The sequence below is a fragment of the Onishia taeanensis genome (assembly GCF_900100755.1).
Classification (GTDB): domain Bacteria; phylum Pseudomonadota; class Gammaproteobacteria; order Pseudomonadales; family Halomonadaceae; genus Onishia; species Onishia taeanensis.
In genome coordinates, this window is record NZ_FNCI01000018.1 from 55,055 (window position 1) to 70,624 (window position 15,570).

Annotated in this window: 18 protein-coding genes and 1 tRNA gene; 11 read left to right on the plus strand and 8 right to left on the minus strand. The window is 62.9% G+C overall.

From position 1 onward, the window contains the following. Positions 1-147: 147 nt before the first annotated feature. Positions 148-1,089, plus strand: coding sequence for a glutaminase B (glsB, locus tag BLR71_RS16035; protein ID WP_092528627.1), 942 nt, complete (start codon positions 148-150; stop codon positions 1,087-1,089). Here glsB and BLR71_RS16040 read toward each other — a convergent pair. After that, positions 1,081-1,965, minus strand: a complete 885-nt coding sequence (locus BLR71_RS16040) for a LysR family transcriptional regulator (RefSeq protein WP_092528629.1) — start codon at positions 1,963-1,965, stop codon at positions 1,081-1,083. The two genes, glsB and BLR71_RS16040, sit on opposite strands and share 9 nt — an antisense overlap. Positions 1,966-2,063: 98 nt before the next feature. On the opposite strand from BLR71_RS16040, the gene BLR71_RS16045 reads away from it, so the two are divergent. Continuing rightward, positions 2,064-2,567 (plus strand): lactoylglutathione lyase family protein, encoded by a 504-nt coding sequence (locus BLR71_RS16045; protein ID WP_092528631.1) that lies wholly within the window; start codon positions 2,064-2,066, stop codon positions 2,565-2,567. Positions 2,568-2,670: 103 nt separating this feature from the next. Here BLR71_RS16045 and BLR71_RS17700 read toward each other — a convergent pair whose 3' ends face one another. Further along, the gene (locus BLR71_RS17700; protein ID WP_175491709.1) at positions 2,671-3,270 is read right to left on the minus strand and encodes a hypothetical protein; all 600 of its coding nucleotides are present in this window, start codon (positions 3,268-3,270) and stop codon (positions 2,671-2,673) included. On the opposite strand from BLR71_RS17700, the gene BLR71_RS18030 reads away from it, so the two are divergent. Then, positions 3,259-4,149, plus strand: a complete 891-nt coding sequence (locus BLR71_RS18030; protein WP_175491710.1) for a hypothetical protein — start codon at positions 3,259-3,261, stop codon at positions 4,147-4,149. The two genes, BLR71_RS17700 and BLR71_RS18030, sit on opposite strands and share 12 nt — an antisense overlap. Positions 4,150-4,338: 189 nt before the next feature. Then, entirely contained in the window at positions 4,339-5,013 is a 675-nt protein-coding gene (locus BLR71_RS16055; protein WP_092528635.1) for a Fe2+-dependent dioxygenase, read from the plus strand. 28 nt (positions 5,014-5,041) lie between these two features. Here BLR71_RS16055 and BLR71_RS16060 read toward each other — a convergent pair whose 3' ends face one another. Beyond that, positions 5,042-5,785: a sulfite exporter TauE/SafE family protein gene (locus BLR71_RS16060; protein ID WP_092528637.1), complete on the minus strand. Its 744-nt coding sequence runs from the start codon at positions 5,783-5,785 to the stop codon at positions 5,042-5,044. A 405-nt stretch (positions 5,786-6,190) separates the two neighbouring features. Between BLR71_RS16060 and BLR71_RS16065 the strand changes: the two genes are divergently transcribed. From BLR71_RS16065 to BLR71_RS16080, 4 genes are all read left to right on the plus strand, one after another. Further along, positions 6,191-7,048, plus strand: coding sequence for an ABC transporter substrate-binding protein (locus BLR71_RS16065; protein WP_175491711.1), 858 nt, complete (start codon positions 6,191-6,193; stop codon positions 7,046-7,048). Between the two features lie 63 nt (positions 7,049-7,111). Further along, positions 7,112-7,780, plus strand: coding sequence for an amino acid ABC transporter permease (locus tag BLR71_RS16070; RefSeq protein WP_092528641.1), 669 nt, complete (start codon positions 7,112-7,114; stop codon positions 7,778-7,780). 30 nt (positions 7,781-7,810) lie between these two features. Further along, positions 7,811-8,551 carry an amino acid ABC transporter ATP-binding protein gene (locus BLR71_RS16075; protein ID WP_092528643.1) on the plus strand — a complete coding sequence of 247 codons (741 nt, stop codon included), beginning with the start codon at positions 7,811-7,813 and terminating at the stop codon, positions 8,549-8,551. A gap of 3 nt (positions 8,552-8,554) precedes the next feature. Next, the gene (locus tag BLR71_RS16080) at positions 8,555-9,223 is read left to right on the plus strand and encodes an amino acid ABC transporter permease (RefSeq protein WP_092528645.1); all 669 of its coding nucleotides are present in this window, start codon (positions 8,555-8,557) and stop codon (positions 9,221-9,223) included. 48 nt (positions 9,224-9,271) lie between these two features. Here the strand turns inward: BLR71_RS16080 and BLR71_RS16085 are convergent. Next, positions 9,272-9,348, minus strand: a tRNA-Arg gene (locus BLR71_RS16085). A gap of 183 nt (positions 9,349-9,531) precedes the next feature. On the opposite strand from BLR71_RS16085, the gene BLR71_RS16090 reads away from it, so the two are divergent. Next, positions 9,532-9,990 carry a c-type cytochrome gene (locus BLR71_RS16090; RefSeq protein WP_245696555.1) on the plus strand — a complete coding sequence of 153 codons (459 nt, stop codon included), beginning with the start codon at positions 9,532-9,534 and terminating at the stop codon, positions 9,988-9,990. 242 nt (positions 9,991-10,232) lie between these two features. On the opposite strand, the gene rep is transcribed toward BLR71_RS16090, so the two are convergent. From rep to pyrE, 4 genes are all read right to left on the minus strand, one after another. Beyond that, positions 10,233-12,308, minus strand: a complete 2,076-nt coding sequence (gene rep / locus BLR71_RS16095; RefSeq protein WP_092528647.1) for a DNA helicase Rep — start codon at positions 12,306-12,308, stop codon at positions 10,233-10,235. A gap of 3 nt (positions 12,309-12,311) precedes the next feature. Next, positions 12,312-12,869: a tRNA (uridine(34)/cytosine(34)/5-carboxymethylaminomethyluridine(34)-2'-O)-methyltransferase TrmL gene (trmL, locus tag BLR71_RS16100; protein WP_092528649.1), complete on the minus strand. Its 558-nt coding sequence runs from the start codon at positions 12,867-12,869 to the stop codon at positions 12,312-12,314. An 80-nt stretch (positions 12,870-12,949) separates the two neighbouring features. After that, positions 12,950-13,504, minus strand: coding sequence for a YfaZ family outer membrane protein (locus tag BLR71_RS16105; RefSeq protein ID WP_245696557.1), 555 nt, complete (start codon positions 13,502-13,504; stop codon positions 12,950-12,952). Positions 13,505-13,573: 69 nt separating this feature from the next. Beyond that, on the minus strand, positions 13,574-14,284 hold the full coding sequence (gene pyrE, locus BLR71_RS16110; protein WP_245696559.1) for an orotate phosphoribosyltransferase: 711 nt from the start codon (positions 14,282-14,284) through the stop codon (positions 13,574-13,576). Positions 14,285-14,378: 94 nt separating this feature from the next. Here pyrE and BLR71_RS16115 point away from each other — a divergent pair, with 94 nt between their 5' ends. Both BLR71_RS16115 and BLR71_RS16120 read left to right on the plus strand, forming a co-directional pair. Continuing rightward, positions 14,379-15,146 carry an exodeoxyribonuclease III gene (locus BLR71_RS16115; RefSeq protein ID WP_092528653.1) on the plus strand — a complete coding sequence of 256 codons (768 nt, stop codon included), beginning with the start codon at positions 14,379-14,381 and terminating at the stop codon, positions 15,144-15,146. A gap of 155 nt (positions 15,147-15,301) precedes the next feature. Further along, positions 15,302-15,570 (plus strand): transposase (locus tag BLR71_RS16120; protein WP_139172662.1); only part of this gene is annotated, 269 nt, incomplete at its 3' end.

Sequence of the window (15,570 nt, forward strand, 5' to 3'; positions counted from 1 at the left end):
GGACGCTTTCGATGAGACGTTTTTGCCGGCTCTTTCTCCCGCTATTACCCACCGGCCATGCTCGTCGCTTTACATATCGTCCGTACCAATCGCCCTGACGGACAAGCCGCCTTACAAACCGCCCTGAAAGAAAGGAGCCCAGGCCAAATGACCGCCGACCTCGACCACGATGCCCTTCAGGCACTGCTCGACCGCCTCAGCAAGGACGCCCCTCGCTGCTTCAACGAGGGCAAGGTCGCCGACTACATTCCGGCCCTCGGCGAGGTCGACCCGAATCATTTCGGTATCGCCGTCTGTCATGTCGACGCCCGGGTGCAATACGCAGGCGATGCGCTGACCCGCTTCTCGATCCAGTCGATCGTCAAGGTGCATGCGCTAGTGCTGGCCATGCAGCGCCTGGCCCCAGACGACATCTGGTCGCGGGTCGGCCGCGAGCCCTCGGGCCAGGCCTTCAATTCCATGGTGCAGCTCGAGGTCGAGCGCGGCGTGCCGCGCAACCCCTTCATCAACGCCGGCGCACTCCTGGTCACCGACCTGCTGGTATCGCGCATCGTGTCGACCCAGTACACCCTGCGCGAACACCTGCGGCGGCTATCGGGCAGCGACGACGTCGGCTTCGACGAACGGGTGGCTCGCTCGGAAATGGACCACAAGGCCCGCAACGCCGCGCTGGCCTATCTGATGAAGGCCTACGGCAACCTGGACGCCGACGTGGAGACGGTGCTCGACACCTACTTCCATGGCTGCTCGGTGGCCATGAACTGCGTGGAAATGGCCCGCAGCGTGGCCTTCCTGGCCAACCGCGGCGTCAATCCGCTAGACGGCAGCCGGGTGGTCTCACCAGTGGAGACGCGCCAGCTCAATGCCCTGCTGCTGACCTGCGGCCTCTACGACGCCGCTGGCGACTTCGCCTGGCGGGTCGGCCTGCCCGGCAAGAGCGGCGTCGGCGGCGGCATCATCGCCATTCTGCCCGGGCGGATGAGCATCTGCGTGTGGTCGCCGCGCCTGGACGGCTACGGCAACTCGATTGCCGGCCGCCATGCCCTCGAGGGCCTGGTCGAAGGCATCGGCTTCTCGCCGCTAGGCTGATGGCGTGCTGACTAGCCGGGACTTCAGCCGTTCGACGGCACGCCGAGCCCGGGCCGATAGCGGCCACTCGGCCCGATGTAGGAGCCACAGGGTATCGACCACGCCAGGCGCCCCCTCGACGACGCGGATCGCCTCGGGATGCGGGTAGGCCTCCCGGGCGAAGCGCGGCAGCACGCTGAACCCTAGCCCCTGGGCCACCGGCGCGAGAATCAGGCCAATCTGGTTGGTAAAGCCGTGACGAGACAATCGCCCAACCCCCGGGTTGCCGGGAAAGCGCCGGCTCAGCAGGCGAGTGGCCATGTCATGGCCGTCGGGGTGGTCGATGAAGCCGAGCCTTTCCAGGTCATTCCAGCCGGCGACCTCTACGCCCGCCGGCACCACCAGTTCCAGCGCCTCCTTGGCAAACAAAGACACCGTGAGGCGCGGGTCCTCCGGGCGCTGTGTGGCAATCCCCAGTTCCGCGCGATTGTTCAGCACGGCGTCGATGACCTCGGCGGTGGGGGCGAAGCGATGATGAATGGCGAGCCCCGGCGCCTCGTGCTGCAGCGCCAACAGATGGGGATAGATCGCCAAACCGATACTGCCCGGGGTGATCAGGGATAGCTCGCCCTGACTGGCATCATCACCGGCCAGACGCTGCCGGAGGCGCTGGTCGGCGGCCTGCATTTCCCGCTGATAATCGAGCAGGGCATGCCCCGCCGGGGTCAGCTCCAGGCCACGAGACTGGCGCAGCAGCAGCGGCCCGAGCCGGGCCTCCAAGTGCTTGATGTGCTGGCTGACCGCGGCCTGGGTCAGATCCAACCGCTCGGCGGCGCGGGTGAAGTTGCCAAGCTCCACCAGCGCCTCGAAGGTTCGCAGCCACTGGGGCTGAAGCATAAGCATCTCTTATCGTGATCATAATCGTATGGTGGTTCTGATTATGCCGGTGGCGGCCTAGCATGCAAGGCGTTCACTCAACGCAACAGGAGCGCACCATGAGCCAAGTTTATCCCCGCACCTTTTCCCATATCGGTATCTCGGTCCCCGACGTCGAGGCCGCCCTCAAGTTCTATACCGAGGTACTGGGCTGGTACGTGATCATGGAGCCCACCACCATCGTCGAAGACGACTCCGCCATCGGCGTGATGTGCACAGACGTCTTCGGCCCAGGCTGGGGCTCGTTTCGCATCGCCCATATGTCCACCGGCGACCGAGTCGGCGTCGAACTGTTCGAATTCAAGGACCAGGAAACCCCAGAGAACAACTTCGAGTATTGGAAGACCGGCGTCTTCCACTTCTGCGTTCAGGACCCGGACGTGGAAGGCCTCGCCGAGCGCATCGTCGCCGCCGGCGGCAAGCAGCGCATGCCGGTGCGCGAGTACTTCCCCGGCGAGAAGCCGTTCCGCATGGTCTACATGGAAGACCCGTTCGGCAATATCCTCGAGATCTACAGCCACAGCTACGAGCTGACCTATGCCGCCGGGGCCTACGCCTCCTGAGGCTCAGAGACGACAAGGCCCGCAACGCCGAGCGTTGCGGGCCTTTCTGTATGTCCGGTCAATTTATGCCGGACTCGCTTTGCCGTCGTTGTTGCGTGCCGGCTCAGTAGTCCTTGAGCAGCACCTCGAGGGCAAAGGCATTGCCTGACAGCTCACCGAAGCTGACCACCGGGGCTTCAGGCACGTCGGCACTCGGCCAGGCGGTCATCATGTCCTCGTAGGCTTCGACCACTTCCGGGTAGGCCGGGCCGTCTGCGGCACTCAGCGTCGCTTCCTGCGCCGAGAGCATGTCACGGCCAACCAGCATGAAGCCATGACCATCCTGATATTCGGGACCGTTGACGAACTGCTCGCCATCGATGGCCTCAATGTACTCGGCCAGGGCGGTGTTGGTCAGCGCCAGCAGCACCCGGCTCTGGAAGGTGGCGTCCTGCTTGAGGGACGGGTCGATCGCAGCCTGGGCGTCGTGGATCGCCTGGCGTGCCGCTTCGTAGTCGTCTTCCAGACCGGACCAGTCGCCGCCTTCAGAGGCTTCTTCTGCCACCTTCATCAAGACCGGCTTGAGGCCTTCCACGTCGCGGGCATCCAGCCCCGCTTCAAGCGAGGTGTAGTACTCGGCAACGGGGTGATAGAAGTGTGCCAGGGCATTGTCCTTGGCGCCTTCGCGATACAGCTCGCTTGCCACCCGCAGATGGCCTTCCATCAGCGCCAGGGTAGTGACGTAGACGCCCGGGTTGGTGGAAGAGTAGCTGCTGCCACCTTCACCGCCTTCGCCGCCTTCGCCGCCTTCACCGCCTTCACCGCCTTCACCGCCTTCACCGCCTTCACCGCCAGCATCAGCGCTAAGGTAATCGAAGACACTAAAGGCGCTTTTGCCGCCACCTTCGCCACCCTCTCCGCCTTCGCCACCTTCGCCGGACTCACCGCCGTGATGAGAGCTGTGGCCTTCACCGCCTTCTCCCGACTCGCCGCCATGGTGGGAGCCATGACCTTCGCCGCCCTCACCCGACTCGCCGCCGTGATGAGAGCCGTGGCCTTCACCGCCCTCACCCGACTCGCCGCCGTGATGAGAACCGTGGCCTTCACCGCCTTCTCCCGACTCGCCGCCGTGATGGGAACCGTGGCCTTCGCCGCCTTCACCGCCTTCACCGCCTTCACCGCCAGCATCAGCGCTAAGGTAATCGAAGACACTAAAGGCGCTTTTGCCGCCACCTTCGCCACCCTCTCCGCCTTCGCCACCTTCGCCGGACTCACCGCCGTGATGAGAGCTGTGGCCTTCACCGCCTTCTCCCGACTCGCCGCCATGGTGGGAGCCATGACCTTCGCCGCCCTCACCCGACTCGCCGCCGTGATGAGAGCCGTGGCCTTCACCGCCCTCACCCGACTCGCCGCCGTGATGAGAACCGTGGCCTTCACCGCCTTCTCCCGACTCGCCGCCGTGATGGGAACCGTGGCCTTCGCCGCCTTCTCCCGCGCTTTCCATCAGCTGGGCGTCGCTATTGCCGACGGCCTCTTCGTCGCCGCTCGCCCAAGCGGCGCTGCTAGCGCCCAGAAAGACACTGGCTCCGATTCCGACCCATAACTTCGTCCGCGTGTTGGACATGATGATCTCCATGCTGTTGCGCTATCGTATTGTGTGAGAAGCGGCAGCCAGCCCGCAGCAACGAGTGACGTGCGCCGGCCTTGCCCAGGCTGGTAGGATGCCGGCCATTATCCTGAAATACAAACGATTAACATTTGGTCCTGATTTCTCATCTCACCGGAGCCCACCGTGATCCTCTGTATCGCCGACATCCTAACGCCCGAGCTGCTTGAACGGACCCGCGCCACCCTGGCCGAGGTACCCTTCAAGGATGGTCGCGAGACGGCCGGCTGGCATGCCCGCACGGTCAAGCGCAACCAGCAGGCCGATGGCCGCAACCCCGAGGTGGCGGCGCTGCGCGAGGAGCTCACCAAGGCGCTCACTCGCCATCCACTCTTCCAGATGGCGGTACGCCCGGCGCGCATGAAACCGCTGATGTTCAGCCGCTATGATGTCGGCATGGCTTACGGCAATCACGTCGATGATGCCGTGATGGGCAGCCCCGGCGGCGCCCTGCGCACGGACATCTCCTACACCCTGTTTCTGGGAGATCCCGCGAGCTATGACGGCGGCGAGCTGCTGATCGAGTCCACCGCCGGCGAGCAGACCTTCAAGCTGCCGGCGGGTTCGCTAGTCCTCTACCCCTCATCGAGCCTGCATCGGGTCGAGGAGGTCACCCGTGGGGAGCGCCTCGCCGCGGTGGGCTGGGCGCAGAGCCAGGTGCGCGACCCACGCCAGCGCGAGGTGCTGTTCGACCTGGACACCACCCGCCGCCAGCTTTTCGACGAGAGCGGCAACACCGATGCCTTCAAGACGCTCTCCAAGAGCTATGCCAACCTGCTGCGGATGTGGGTGGAAGTATAGGGGGAGGCGCAAGGGCAGGCGACGAAGGCTATGTCAGCGCCTGCCACAGTAAGTTAAAGCCGACGATGAACATCGCCACAATGACCAGCCGGAAGAAAAGCGTTTCATTGACGCGGCTCTGGAGCCACAGGCCGCTGCGCACGCCGGCCCAGGCGACAGGCACCAGCAACAGCGACGCCCAGGCGCTCGTCAGGTTCACCTCTCCAAGCCAGATGTAGGGGCCGAGCTTGATCACGTTGACCACCGCGAACGACACCGCACAGGTCGCAATGAAGGTCTCTTTGGGATATTTGCGCGGCAGCAGGTAGACGTTGATCGGCGGCGCGCCGGAATGGGCCATAAAGCTGGTAAAGCCGCAGACGCTGGCGGCAGGCAGGGCCCAGCGGGCTGAAATGGGCTTTTTGGCAACGGGCTTTAGCAGCATATAAGCGGCGAACAGCAAGGTGATCACGCCGAGCACCAGCCGCACGCCCTGCTCGCTCAGGCTGCCAAACAGCACCGTTCCCACCCCTACACCGACGAACAGCCCGGGCAGAAAGCGCCAGACTTCGGCCGTTGCCTGCTTTCCCCACCATGCCTTCACCGCAAAGACATCCATGACCAGCAGCAGCGGTAGCAGCAGACCTGCCGCATGCGTCGGGCTGATGGCCAGCGCCATCAGCGGTACCGATAGCGTGCCGAAGCCCCCTGCAAATCCGCCCTTCGAGATGCCCGTCAAATAAACGGAAACAACGATCAAAAGCCAGGCAACGGCGGAGTATTCAGGGAGCATGCCAAGTCCTTAACGGCTGATAATAAAACCTTGATGAAGCGACAATCGCGGATGATGTTGCGATGCATGATAATGCCAAAAATGACCGCTAACCGATACATAGACACCCGTTAGACGAGAGATATACCAGATTGAATACCCATACTTAACAGCAGCAGAAAATAATATTATCAGCGCCTTATAGAAAAACAGCGGACAATTCATATACCAAAATGCATAAACGCCCTTTTTCGAGAAAAAGACGCCTTAGCGACGATGCCGCACTACCCACTTATGCAGAAAGGCCGAGAAAATTTCACGATAAAGTCACGCAAAGGGCCCGCTATCCTGATTTGACAGCCCGGAAACAAGGTGACCATATTATCTCGGCGGAATAATAAAAACTCACCACCAAGCGAGATGATCATGAAAGGAATAACAACATCAATCCTGCCTGCCGTCATGATGGGCACCCTGGTACTCGGCTGCGGCCTGGCGACCACTGCATACGCCCAGGACCCTTACACCGTTGGCGTTGAAGCCTCTTTCCCGCCCTGGGCTTACGTGGAAGGCGGAGAGTTCAAGGGGATCGCCATCGATGCGATGGAAGCGATTGCCGAGGAGGCGGGCATCGAGATTGAATTCCAGGACATGCCCTTCCCCTCACTGATCCCCGCACTGGCCGCAGAAAAGATCGACATACTCGCCACCGGCCTTACCGTCACCGAAGAACGTAGCCAAAACATCGACTTCACCATCCCTTGGTGGGAAACCAACGACGTCGTGCTGGTACCCAAGGATTCCGAGCTCAATGTCTTTACCGCCGTGTGCTGTGGCGCCAAGGTCGGCGTGCAGGGTGGCTCCTCTCAGCAGGCGTGGATGGAAGAGAACGTGCTGAACTCAAGCGACATCGACGTTGAGTTGGCCAAATACGACAACTACGTCACGGCCGTGGACGATATGGCGATCGGCCGCATCTCCTCGGTGATCGTCGACGACACCTCCGCTCAGGAGTACATCAACGCCGGCAAGGAAGTGAGAATGGCCGGCAAGATCTACATCCGCGCTCCGCTGGCCCTAGCCGTGGCCAAGGGCGACCCTCAGGGCATCCTCGGCGACTTGAACCAGGGCATCATGGCCATCTACGACTCCGGCGCCTGGGGTGACATCGTCGAGGCGTACATTCCTGGCGTCACCGTACCCGCCATCCCGGGCCATATGCCTGATTTCGTCGATACCTACCAGAAACCGGTCGCCGGCCTTCCCGAGCTCGGCAACGAATAAACCGATCTGACGGCGGGCACCTTCCGGCGAAGGGGGGGTGCCTGCCACGCAAGGGGCATCGGCATGAATATCTTCGACGTACTGCTTCGCGATTTCCCCTTCTTATTGAAGGGGTTGGGCGTCGCCATCGTGCTGTTGGTCGCCCTCTTGGCCATTGGCTTCCTACTGGGCATGGCCATCTGCTTGCTCAAACTCTATGGCCCCAAGACACGCTTGGTGCAATGGCCGCTGGTGGTTTATGAGCGCGTCTTCCGCGGCGTCCCCATCATCATCATGCTGTTCATCTTCTTCTACGGCCTCTCCGGCATCGTCGATATCTCGGCCTTTACTGCCGCGATACTGGCCATGGGCCTGCGCTCTGCAGCCTACCAGTCACAGATATTTCGCAGCGCCTTCCAGTCCGTGCCCGCCGGCCAGATGATGGCGGCCAGAGCCATGGGCATGTCCAAGGCCAAGGCGATTCGCCATATCGTCTTCCCCCAGGCGGCGCGGCATGCGATTGGGCCCTGGACCAACGAGTTCTCCTCTGAAATCAAGGAGACCTCCCTGGCCTATGTCATCGGGGTTGTCGAGCTGACCCGCCAGGCGCACTACATCATCACCAGCACCCAGGGCAACGTGCTGACCGTGTTTGCCGTCGTGGCGCTTTTGTATTTCATCCTCAATCGAGCGGGCAACAGCCTGCTGTATGCCTTTGAACGCAAGCTGGCCGTGCCGGGCTTCGAAAAATAACGCGCGAATAACGCGAGAGGAACGCCAAGAATGGCCGACGATCTGATTCTGGACGTGCAGGATGTGAAGAAAGCCTACGACGGCCTGGAGGTGCTCAAGGGCATCAGCTTCGGGCTGCGCAAGGGCGAAACCAAGGTGTTGATCGGGCCCTCCGGCTCGGGGAAAAGCACCCTGCTGCGTTGCATAAACCACCTCACGGTGCCGGATGCCGGGCGCATCTACCTCAACGGCCACGAAGTGCTGGATGACAACATCGATGCGATGCGGGCGCGAATGGGCTTCGTCTTTCAGGACTTCAACCTCTTCTCGCATCTGTCCGTGCTCGACAACGTGCGCATCTGCCAGATCAAGGTCAACGGCACCGACAAGGAGACCGCTACCCAGCGCGCCAAGCGCGAACTGGAGCGAGTGGGTCTTGGCGACAAGGCCGACGCCTATCCGGCGGAGCTCTCCGGCGGCCAGCAGCAGCGTGTCTCCATCGCCCGGGCTCTGGCCATGGACCCCGATGTGCTGCTGTTCGACGAGCCGACCTCGGCGTTGGACCCCGAGCTGACCGGCGAGGTCGTGCGCGTGATGCAGCAGCTGGCAACCGAGGGCATGACCATGGTGGTGGTGACCCACGAAATGAGCTTCGCCCGTCAGGCCGCCGACGAGATCATCTTCATGGAGAACGGCCATATCGTCGAGCAGGGCACGCCGGATGCGATGTTCACCGACTCCGTACACGAGCGGACCAGGGCCTTCCTCAACGTCATCGCGGAGCACGGGTAAGCCATGCAGGAATTCATCTCCTTCGGTATCAAGTGGCTGCCTGAGCTGCTCAAGGGCGTGCCCATCACCTTGTCGCTATGGATCATCGCGATCACGCTGGGCTTCTTTCTCGGCCTGATACTGTGCTGGGCAAGGGTCTATGGCAACCGACTCTTCTATTGGATCAGTACCGTCTACGTGGAGCTCTTCCGCGGCACACCGATGCTGGTTCAGATGTTCTTCATCTATCTGGGGCTTCCTCAGGTGGGCATCGTCTTCGATGCCTTCACGGCGGCAGTGATCGCCATCACCCTCAACAGTGCCGCCTACCAGGCCGAGTACTTCCGCGGCTCGGTACTGTCGGTGCCCAAGGGGCAGACCGTGGCGGCCCGGGCCTGTGGCATGTCGCAGTGGCAGGCGATCCGTCACATCATGCTCCCCCAGGCACTGCGACGGGTGATCCCGCAGTGGTCCAACGAGGCAATCATCGAGCTCAAGTTCACCTCCATCGCCTACACCATCGGCGTGGTGGAGATCACCGCCATCGCCTACGATGTCGGCTCGCGGACCCTGGACTTCTTCATGATCTTCCTCTGGGCAGGGCTGATCTATCTGGTGCTGACCTCCACGGTGGCAAGCCTGCTGGGGTGGCTTGAGCGCCGCACCTATGTGCCTGGGGTGACCAGCATCTGAGCACAAAAAAGGGCCTGCGATTGCTCGCAGGCCCTTTTTCGATGTTCTTGGCGCGCCCAGAAGGATTCGAACCTTCGACCCCTGCCTTCGGAGGGCAGTACTCTATCCAGCTGAGCTATGGGCGCGCAACTGCCGTTCCGGCAGTGCCCGATTGGGCGGCCACAATCCTACCCGCCCACCGCGCGGCTGTCCAGCCTGATACAAGTGCCGCTTGAACCACAGCGTTTCCCGCTTCAGTGGTTGCCGTTATACTGATTTTCAGGCGCCGATGCGGGCGTTCGATGACAAGCAGGCTAGAGGTGGTGAGAGTGAACGTCAGCAAACTGATCATGGGCGGCCTGACCGCCCTGAGCCTGGCCGTGACCAGCGCCGCGTCGGCCCAGAGCGACATGAGCCACGACGCCATCGCCGAACGCCTCGAGCCGGTAGGCAAGCTATGCATGGCCGGCGAAGACTGCGGCACGGCCGCCACGGCGTCCAATAGCGCAAGTAGCGCCAGCAGCGGCAATGAAAACTCGGGCGAAGATCTCGACGGCGCCGCCATCTACTCCAGGGTCTGCGCTGCCTGCCACGATACCGGCGCGGCCGGTGCCCCCAAGAAGGGTGATGTCGAGGCCTGGGCACCGCGACTCGAGCAAGGCACCGAGACCCTCTACAGCCATGCCATCAACGGCTTCAATGCGATGCCGGCCAAGGGCGGCAATCCGAGCCTGTCGGAGGATGAGGTCAAGGCCGCCGTCGACCACCTAGTGGCCACCAGCAAGTAGGCGGGGTTGAAACCGGCGCGCACGCCTGCTCACCACGCCTGCTAAACACAACGACACCCAGCATTGACCAGCATTGAAAAAAGGGGCGCCAATGGTGCCCCTTTTGCGTTGCCTCTGTGCGTCCGACGACGCTCGCTCTATCGTCGCTCACCCTGGTAAAGCGCCCTCCGATCAATCACAAAGTACCTGTCTAACAAAGCGCCCTCAGCCTAGTAGAGAGCCCTCAGCCTAGTAGAGAGCCGTCAGCCTAATAAAGAGCGCAGGCCGGCGATGGCGTCTTTGCCCCGGGCCTGTTTCTTCTCGGGGTCTTCCTTGTCGGCGCGGCCCTCCCAGTCGAGGTCGTCCGGCGGCAGCTCGTCGAGAAAGCGACTCGGCGTGCAGTCGAGTAGCTCGCCATAGGCCTTGCGCTGGCGGGCCAGGGTCAAGGTCAGGGTCCGGCGAGCCCGGGTAATGCCGACATAGGCGAGCCGGCGCTCTTCCTCGACGGTGCCGGCCTCGACGGCATTGCGATGTGGCAGCAGGTCTTCCTCTAGGCCCATCAGATAGACATGAGGAAACTCCAGGCCCTTGGAGGCATGCATGGTCAACAGCTGCACCCGGTCGGAGTCGTCCTCCTCGGCCTGCTGTTCCAAGATGTCGCGCAGCACCAGCCGTGAGATGGCGGCCTCGACGCCGTCGGTCTCGGTCTCCAGGCTGTCGCTATCTTCGGTGGCGCTATCCTCGGCGTTGCGCTCCATCGACTTCTCGAGCTGATCGATCAGCGTCCAGACGTTGGCCATGCGCCGCTCGGCAACGGTGGGGGCGCTGGCGTTTTGATGCAGCCAGGCCTCGTAGTCCATCTCGCGTAGCATGTCGCGAATCGCGGCGATGGCATCGCCGCTGTCCATGCGCCGGCGCACGCCGTCGATGAAGTGGGTGAAGCGACCCAGCCGGTCGACTGCCCGGGCCGGCAGTACTTGCTCGAGCCCGATTTCGTGGCAGGCGGCAAACAGCGAGATGCCGCGCCCGGTGGCCTGGTCGTTGGCGTAGTTGGCGAGCTTCTCGAGCGTACCGGGGCCGATCTCGCGACGCGGCACGTTGACGATGCGCAGGAAGGCGTTGTCGTCGGCCGGGTTGATCAGCAGGCGCAGATACGCCATGGCGTCCTTGATCTCGTTGCGCGAGAAGAAGGAGGTGCCGCCGGAGAGCTTGTAGGGAATCTGGTAGTGCTGCAGCTTGAGCTCCAGCAGCCTCGCCTGGAAGTTGCCGCGATAGAGCACCGCGAAATCGCGCCATTCGGCGCGCTCCTTGATGCGTCGGGTGAGGATCTCGCTGGCCACCCGGTCCGCCTCGGCTTCCTCGTGGCGGTTGACCACCACACGAATCGACTCCCCGGGACCAAGCTCCGACCACAGCGCCTTCTCGTAGACGTGGGGGTTATTGGCGATCAGGGTGTTGGCGGCGCGCAGGATGGTGCCGGTGGAGCGATAGTTCTGCTCGAGCTTGATGACGTTGAGACGCGGAAAATCCTCACCCAGGGTCACCAGGTTCTCCGGCCGCGCACCGCGCCAGGCATAGATCGACTGGTCATCGTCGCCGACCACGGTAAAGGTGGCCCGCTCGGCCATCAGCAGCTTGACCAGCAAATACTGGGAGACGTTGGTGTCCTGGTACTCGTCGACCAGCATGTAGTGGATCTTGCGCCGCCAGCGCGCCAGCACCTCAGGGTCATCGCGCAGCAGCACCACCGGCAGCAGGATCAGGTCGTCGAAATCCACCGCATTGTAGGCCTTGAGGTGGCGGTTGTAGGCCTCGTAGACCCTGGCGGCAAACTGCTCGTCATCATCGGCGGCATGCGACAGGGCATCGCCCGGCAGCACCAGGTCGTTCTTCCAGGTCGAGATCTGGCTCTGCACCCGGCTGATCTGGTCGGCATCGATCTGGGCATCCTTCTGCATCAGATCGCGCAGCAGCGCCTTGGCGTCCTCGGGGTCGAACAGCGAGAACCCGGGCTTGTAGCCCAGCGTCTTGAGCTCGCCGCGAATGATGTTGAGGCCCAGGGTGTGGAAGGTCGAGACGGTCAGGCCGTGGCCCTCCCGGCCTTGGAGCAACTGCCCAACCCGCTCCTTCATCTCCCGGGCGGCCTTGTTGGTAAAGGTCACCGCGGCGATCTTGCGCGCGCTCATGCCGCATTCCTGAACCAGGTAGGCGATCTTGGTGGTGATCACGCTGGTCTTGCCCGAGCCGGCGCCCGCCAGCACCAGGCAGGGGCCGTCGATGAAGCGCACCGCTTCCTGCTGGCGCGGGTTCAACTTGGCAAGGCGTTGCTTGATCGACATGGCTTACTCCTGATCGGCGGGCGGCGCGGCGTCGGGTTGGCCGTCTCCGGGAAGCCCGGCCCCCGGAAGCCCGGCGCCCGGAAGGCCGGCCCCCGGAAGCCCGGCGCCAACGAATTCCAGCTGCCGCCACGCCTCGAAGACCAGCACGGCCCCGGCGTTGGACAGGTTGAGGCTGCGACTGTCGGGCAACATGGGAATGCGCAGGCGCTGCTCGGGCGGCAGGGCATCGAGCAGCGCCTGGGGTAGGCCGCGAGTCTCGGGGCCGAACACCAGGGCATCGCCTGACTGGTAGGCGGGCTCGTGATAGCCGGTGCGCCCCCGGGTCGAGACGGCGAACACTCGGGCCGGGCGACAGTCCTCCAGATAGGCCTGCCAGTTCGCATGCACCCGGACACGCGCCCATTCATGGTAGTCGAGCCCGGCGCGGCGCAGGCGTTTATCATCGAGCACGAAACCCAGCGGCTCGATCAGGTGTAGCCGAAAGCCGGTGTTGGCGCACAGCCGGATCAGGTTGCCGGTATTGGGCGGAATCTCGGGTTCAAAGAGCACCACGTCGAGCATGCGAACATCCTGATCGAATAAGGGCCATAACGCAGTCGGGCCCCATGCGGGGCCCGACGACGCAGACGGTGAGGGCCGCCTTAGAAGTTCAGCCGCACGCCGATGTTGGCGCCGCTGTCGAGGGTACGAGCACCGCCGGTGCCGTCGAAGTCGCCGCGCAGGCGACGATAGCCGACATAGCCATCGACGTTCGGGGCGAAGGCATAGCGTGCCCGCACGCCATACTCGGCGCTGTCCTCGAGATCGCCGGCCGTCGCCACATCCGGGGTATAGAAGGCGTAGCCGCCCACTGACATGGCCGGCAGGCTCGGCACATAGGCGTAGCCATAGCCACCCAGGCCGAGACCGCCACCGTCGCCGAAATCGGTGTCGAGCTGCGTCCAGCGGGCGCCGAGGCCCATGTCGTAGCGGCTGTTGCGATCCACGCCCAGCAGTTGAACATGGCCTTCAGTGGTATCGCCGCGATCGTCGCTGTCCAGCACGCCAGCCCCCAGGGCGATGCCCGGCGCAATCTCGCCGGCACCTTCGAACTGCACGGCTTCATCGCTGAGGTTCAAGTCCAGGCTGCCGGCCTGGCAGGTCAGGGTGGCCGCCAGCAGGGCGGTACCGCAGAGGAGCAGGGGAGTCAGTTTCATCACAAAAAGTCCTAGGTCGAAAGCATGAGTCCAGTTGGTGTATCCAACGCGTGCTCAAGCGTCAAAGTGTCACTCTGCGGCGACACCGCCGGAGACGACACCGTAGCGGTCGCGATAGTCGCGAATGGCCTGGGCATGGCCCTGCATGGCCTCGGAAGCGTACTCTTCCAGGTAGGCCAACACCATATCCAGCGTCACGATACTGACGACCGGCATGCCATAGCGGGCCTCGACCTCCTGGATGGCGCTGCGCCGTTCGGCGCCCTGCTCGACGCTGCCGCATTCCTGGCGATCCAGCGCGATCACCACGCCGGCCGCCTGGGCGCCTGCGTCATCGATCAGCGTCATCACTTCACGGATCGCAGTGCCGGCGGTAATCACGTCATCGATGATTAGCACCCGGCCTTCGAGGGCGGCACCGACGATGTTGCCACCCTCGCCGTGGGTCTTGGCTTCCTTGCGGTTGAAGGAGAACGGCAGATCGCGCTGATGATGATCGGCAAGCGCCACGGCGGTACTGGCCGCCAGCGGAATGCCCTTGTAGGCAGGGCCGAACAACACGTCGACTTCAAGGCCGCTGTCGGCGATGGCTTGAGCGTAGAAGCGCCCTAGCCTGGCCAGCGCCGAGCCGCTCTTGAAGAGGCCAGCATTGAAGAAGTAGGGACTGACACGGCCAGACTTGAGGGTAAACTCACCGAACTTGAGCACGCCCTGTTCGATGGCAAATTCAATGAACTCGCGCTGATAGTCCTGCATGCTTACCGCCCCGCTCGCTGCCATCTTCGGATCTCCTGACTGCCCTGGCCGCACGGCCATTTACCCAAACGTCGAAACGTCGGGTATCATACACGCGCGACGGAAAAGGGACCACGTAATGAAAATCGCCACCATCAACGTCAACGGTATCCGCGAAGCGGTCGAGCGAGGCTTTCTCGACTGGCTAGCCGGTCAGGATGCCGATGTCGTCTGCGTCCAGAATCTCAAGGCCAAGAGCTTCGAACTGGACGACAGCATTCTTTACCCGGAAGGCTATGAAGGCTATTTCCTCGACGCCGAGGAAGACGGCTTTTCCGGCGTGGGGCTTTATTGCCGCAAGATCCCCAAGGCCATCATGTACGGCCTGGGGTTCCCTCAGTGCGACAATGAGGGCCGCTTCCTGCAGGCCGACTACGATCGCTTCAGCATCGCCAGCTTCCTGATGCCTGACGGCAGCGATCCGACCGCCAAGCAAGACTTCATGAGCCAGTACCAGGATTATCTCGGCAAGATGGCGCGCAAGCGTCGCGAGTACATCATCTGCGGCACCTGGCACGTGGCTCACAAGACCATCGACCTAGCCAACTGGGCCGACAACCAGACCACGCCGGGCTTCAAGCCCGAGGAACGGGCCTGGATGGACCAGGTGTTCGGGCCGATCGGCTTTATCGACACCTTCCGCGAGGTCAACCGCGATGCCGGCGAGTACACCTGGTGGCCGGCCCTCGACCAGCATCAGCCGCGCTCCCGGCAGGAAGGCTGGCGTCTCGACTATCAGCTGGTCGGCCCCAACCTACGCCGCAATGTGGTCGACGCCTGGATTGACCGTGACGCGACCTTCTCGGAATATGCGCCGCTGATCGTCGAATACGACCTGGAGCTGTAAGCTCTCCTGTTCCTTGATACGCCCGTCACATTCCGTCGCAAGCGCCTAGCCTACTAGGCGCTAAGCCTCAGACGCCGGCCTCGAGAGGCTGTGTGAAAACAGCCTCCTAAGCTGGCAAGATAGCCGTGAACTCACCCGTTCACGGCTATTTTTGTATGCGACACCTACAAGGACAGCCTCGCAGCCAGACCTCGCTGCTACCTCCCAGCATTGAAGAATATGTCCCGGAAAATCACCCGGTGCGGGTGATTGATGCCTTCGTGGAGTCCCTGGACGTCATCGAAATGGGGTTCGACAAGGCGCGCACCGCGGCCACCGGCCGGCGACCCTACCACCCGGGCGACCTGCTCAAGCTCTATATCTACGCCTACCTGAACCAGACCAGCAGCACTCGTCGCCTGGAAAAGGAGTGCCACCGCAACCT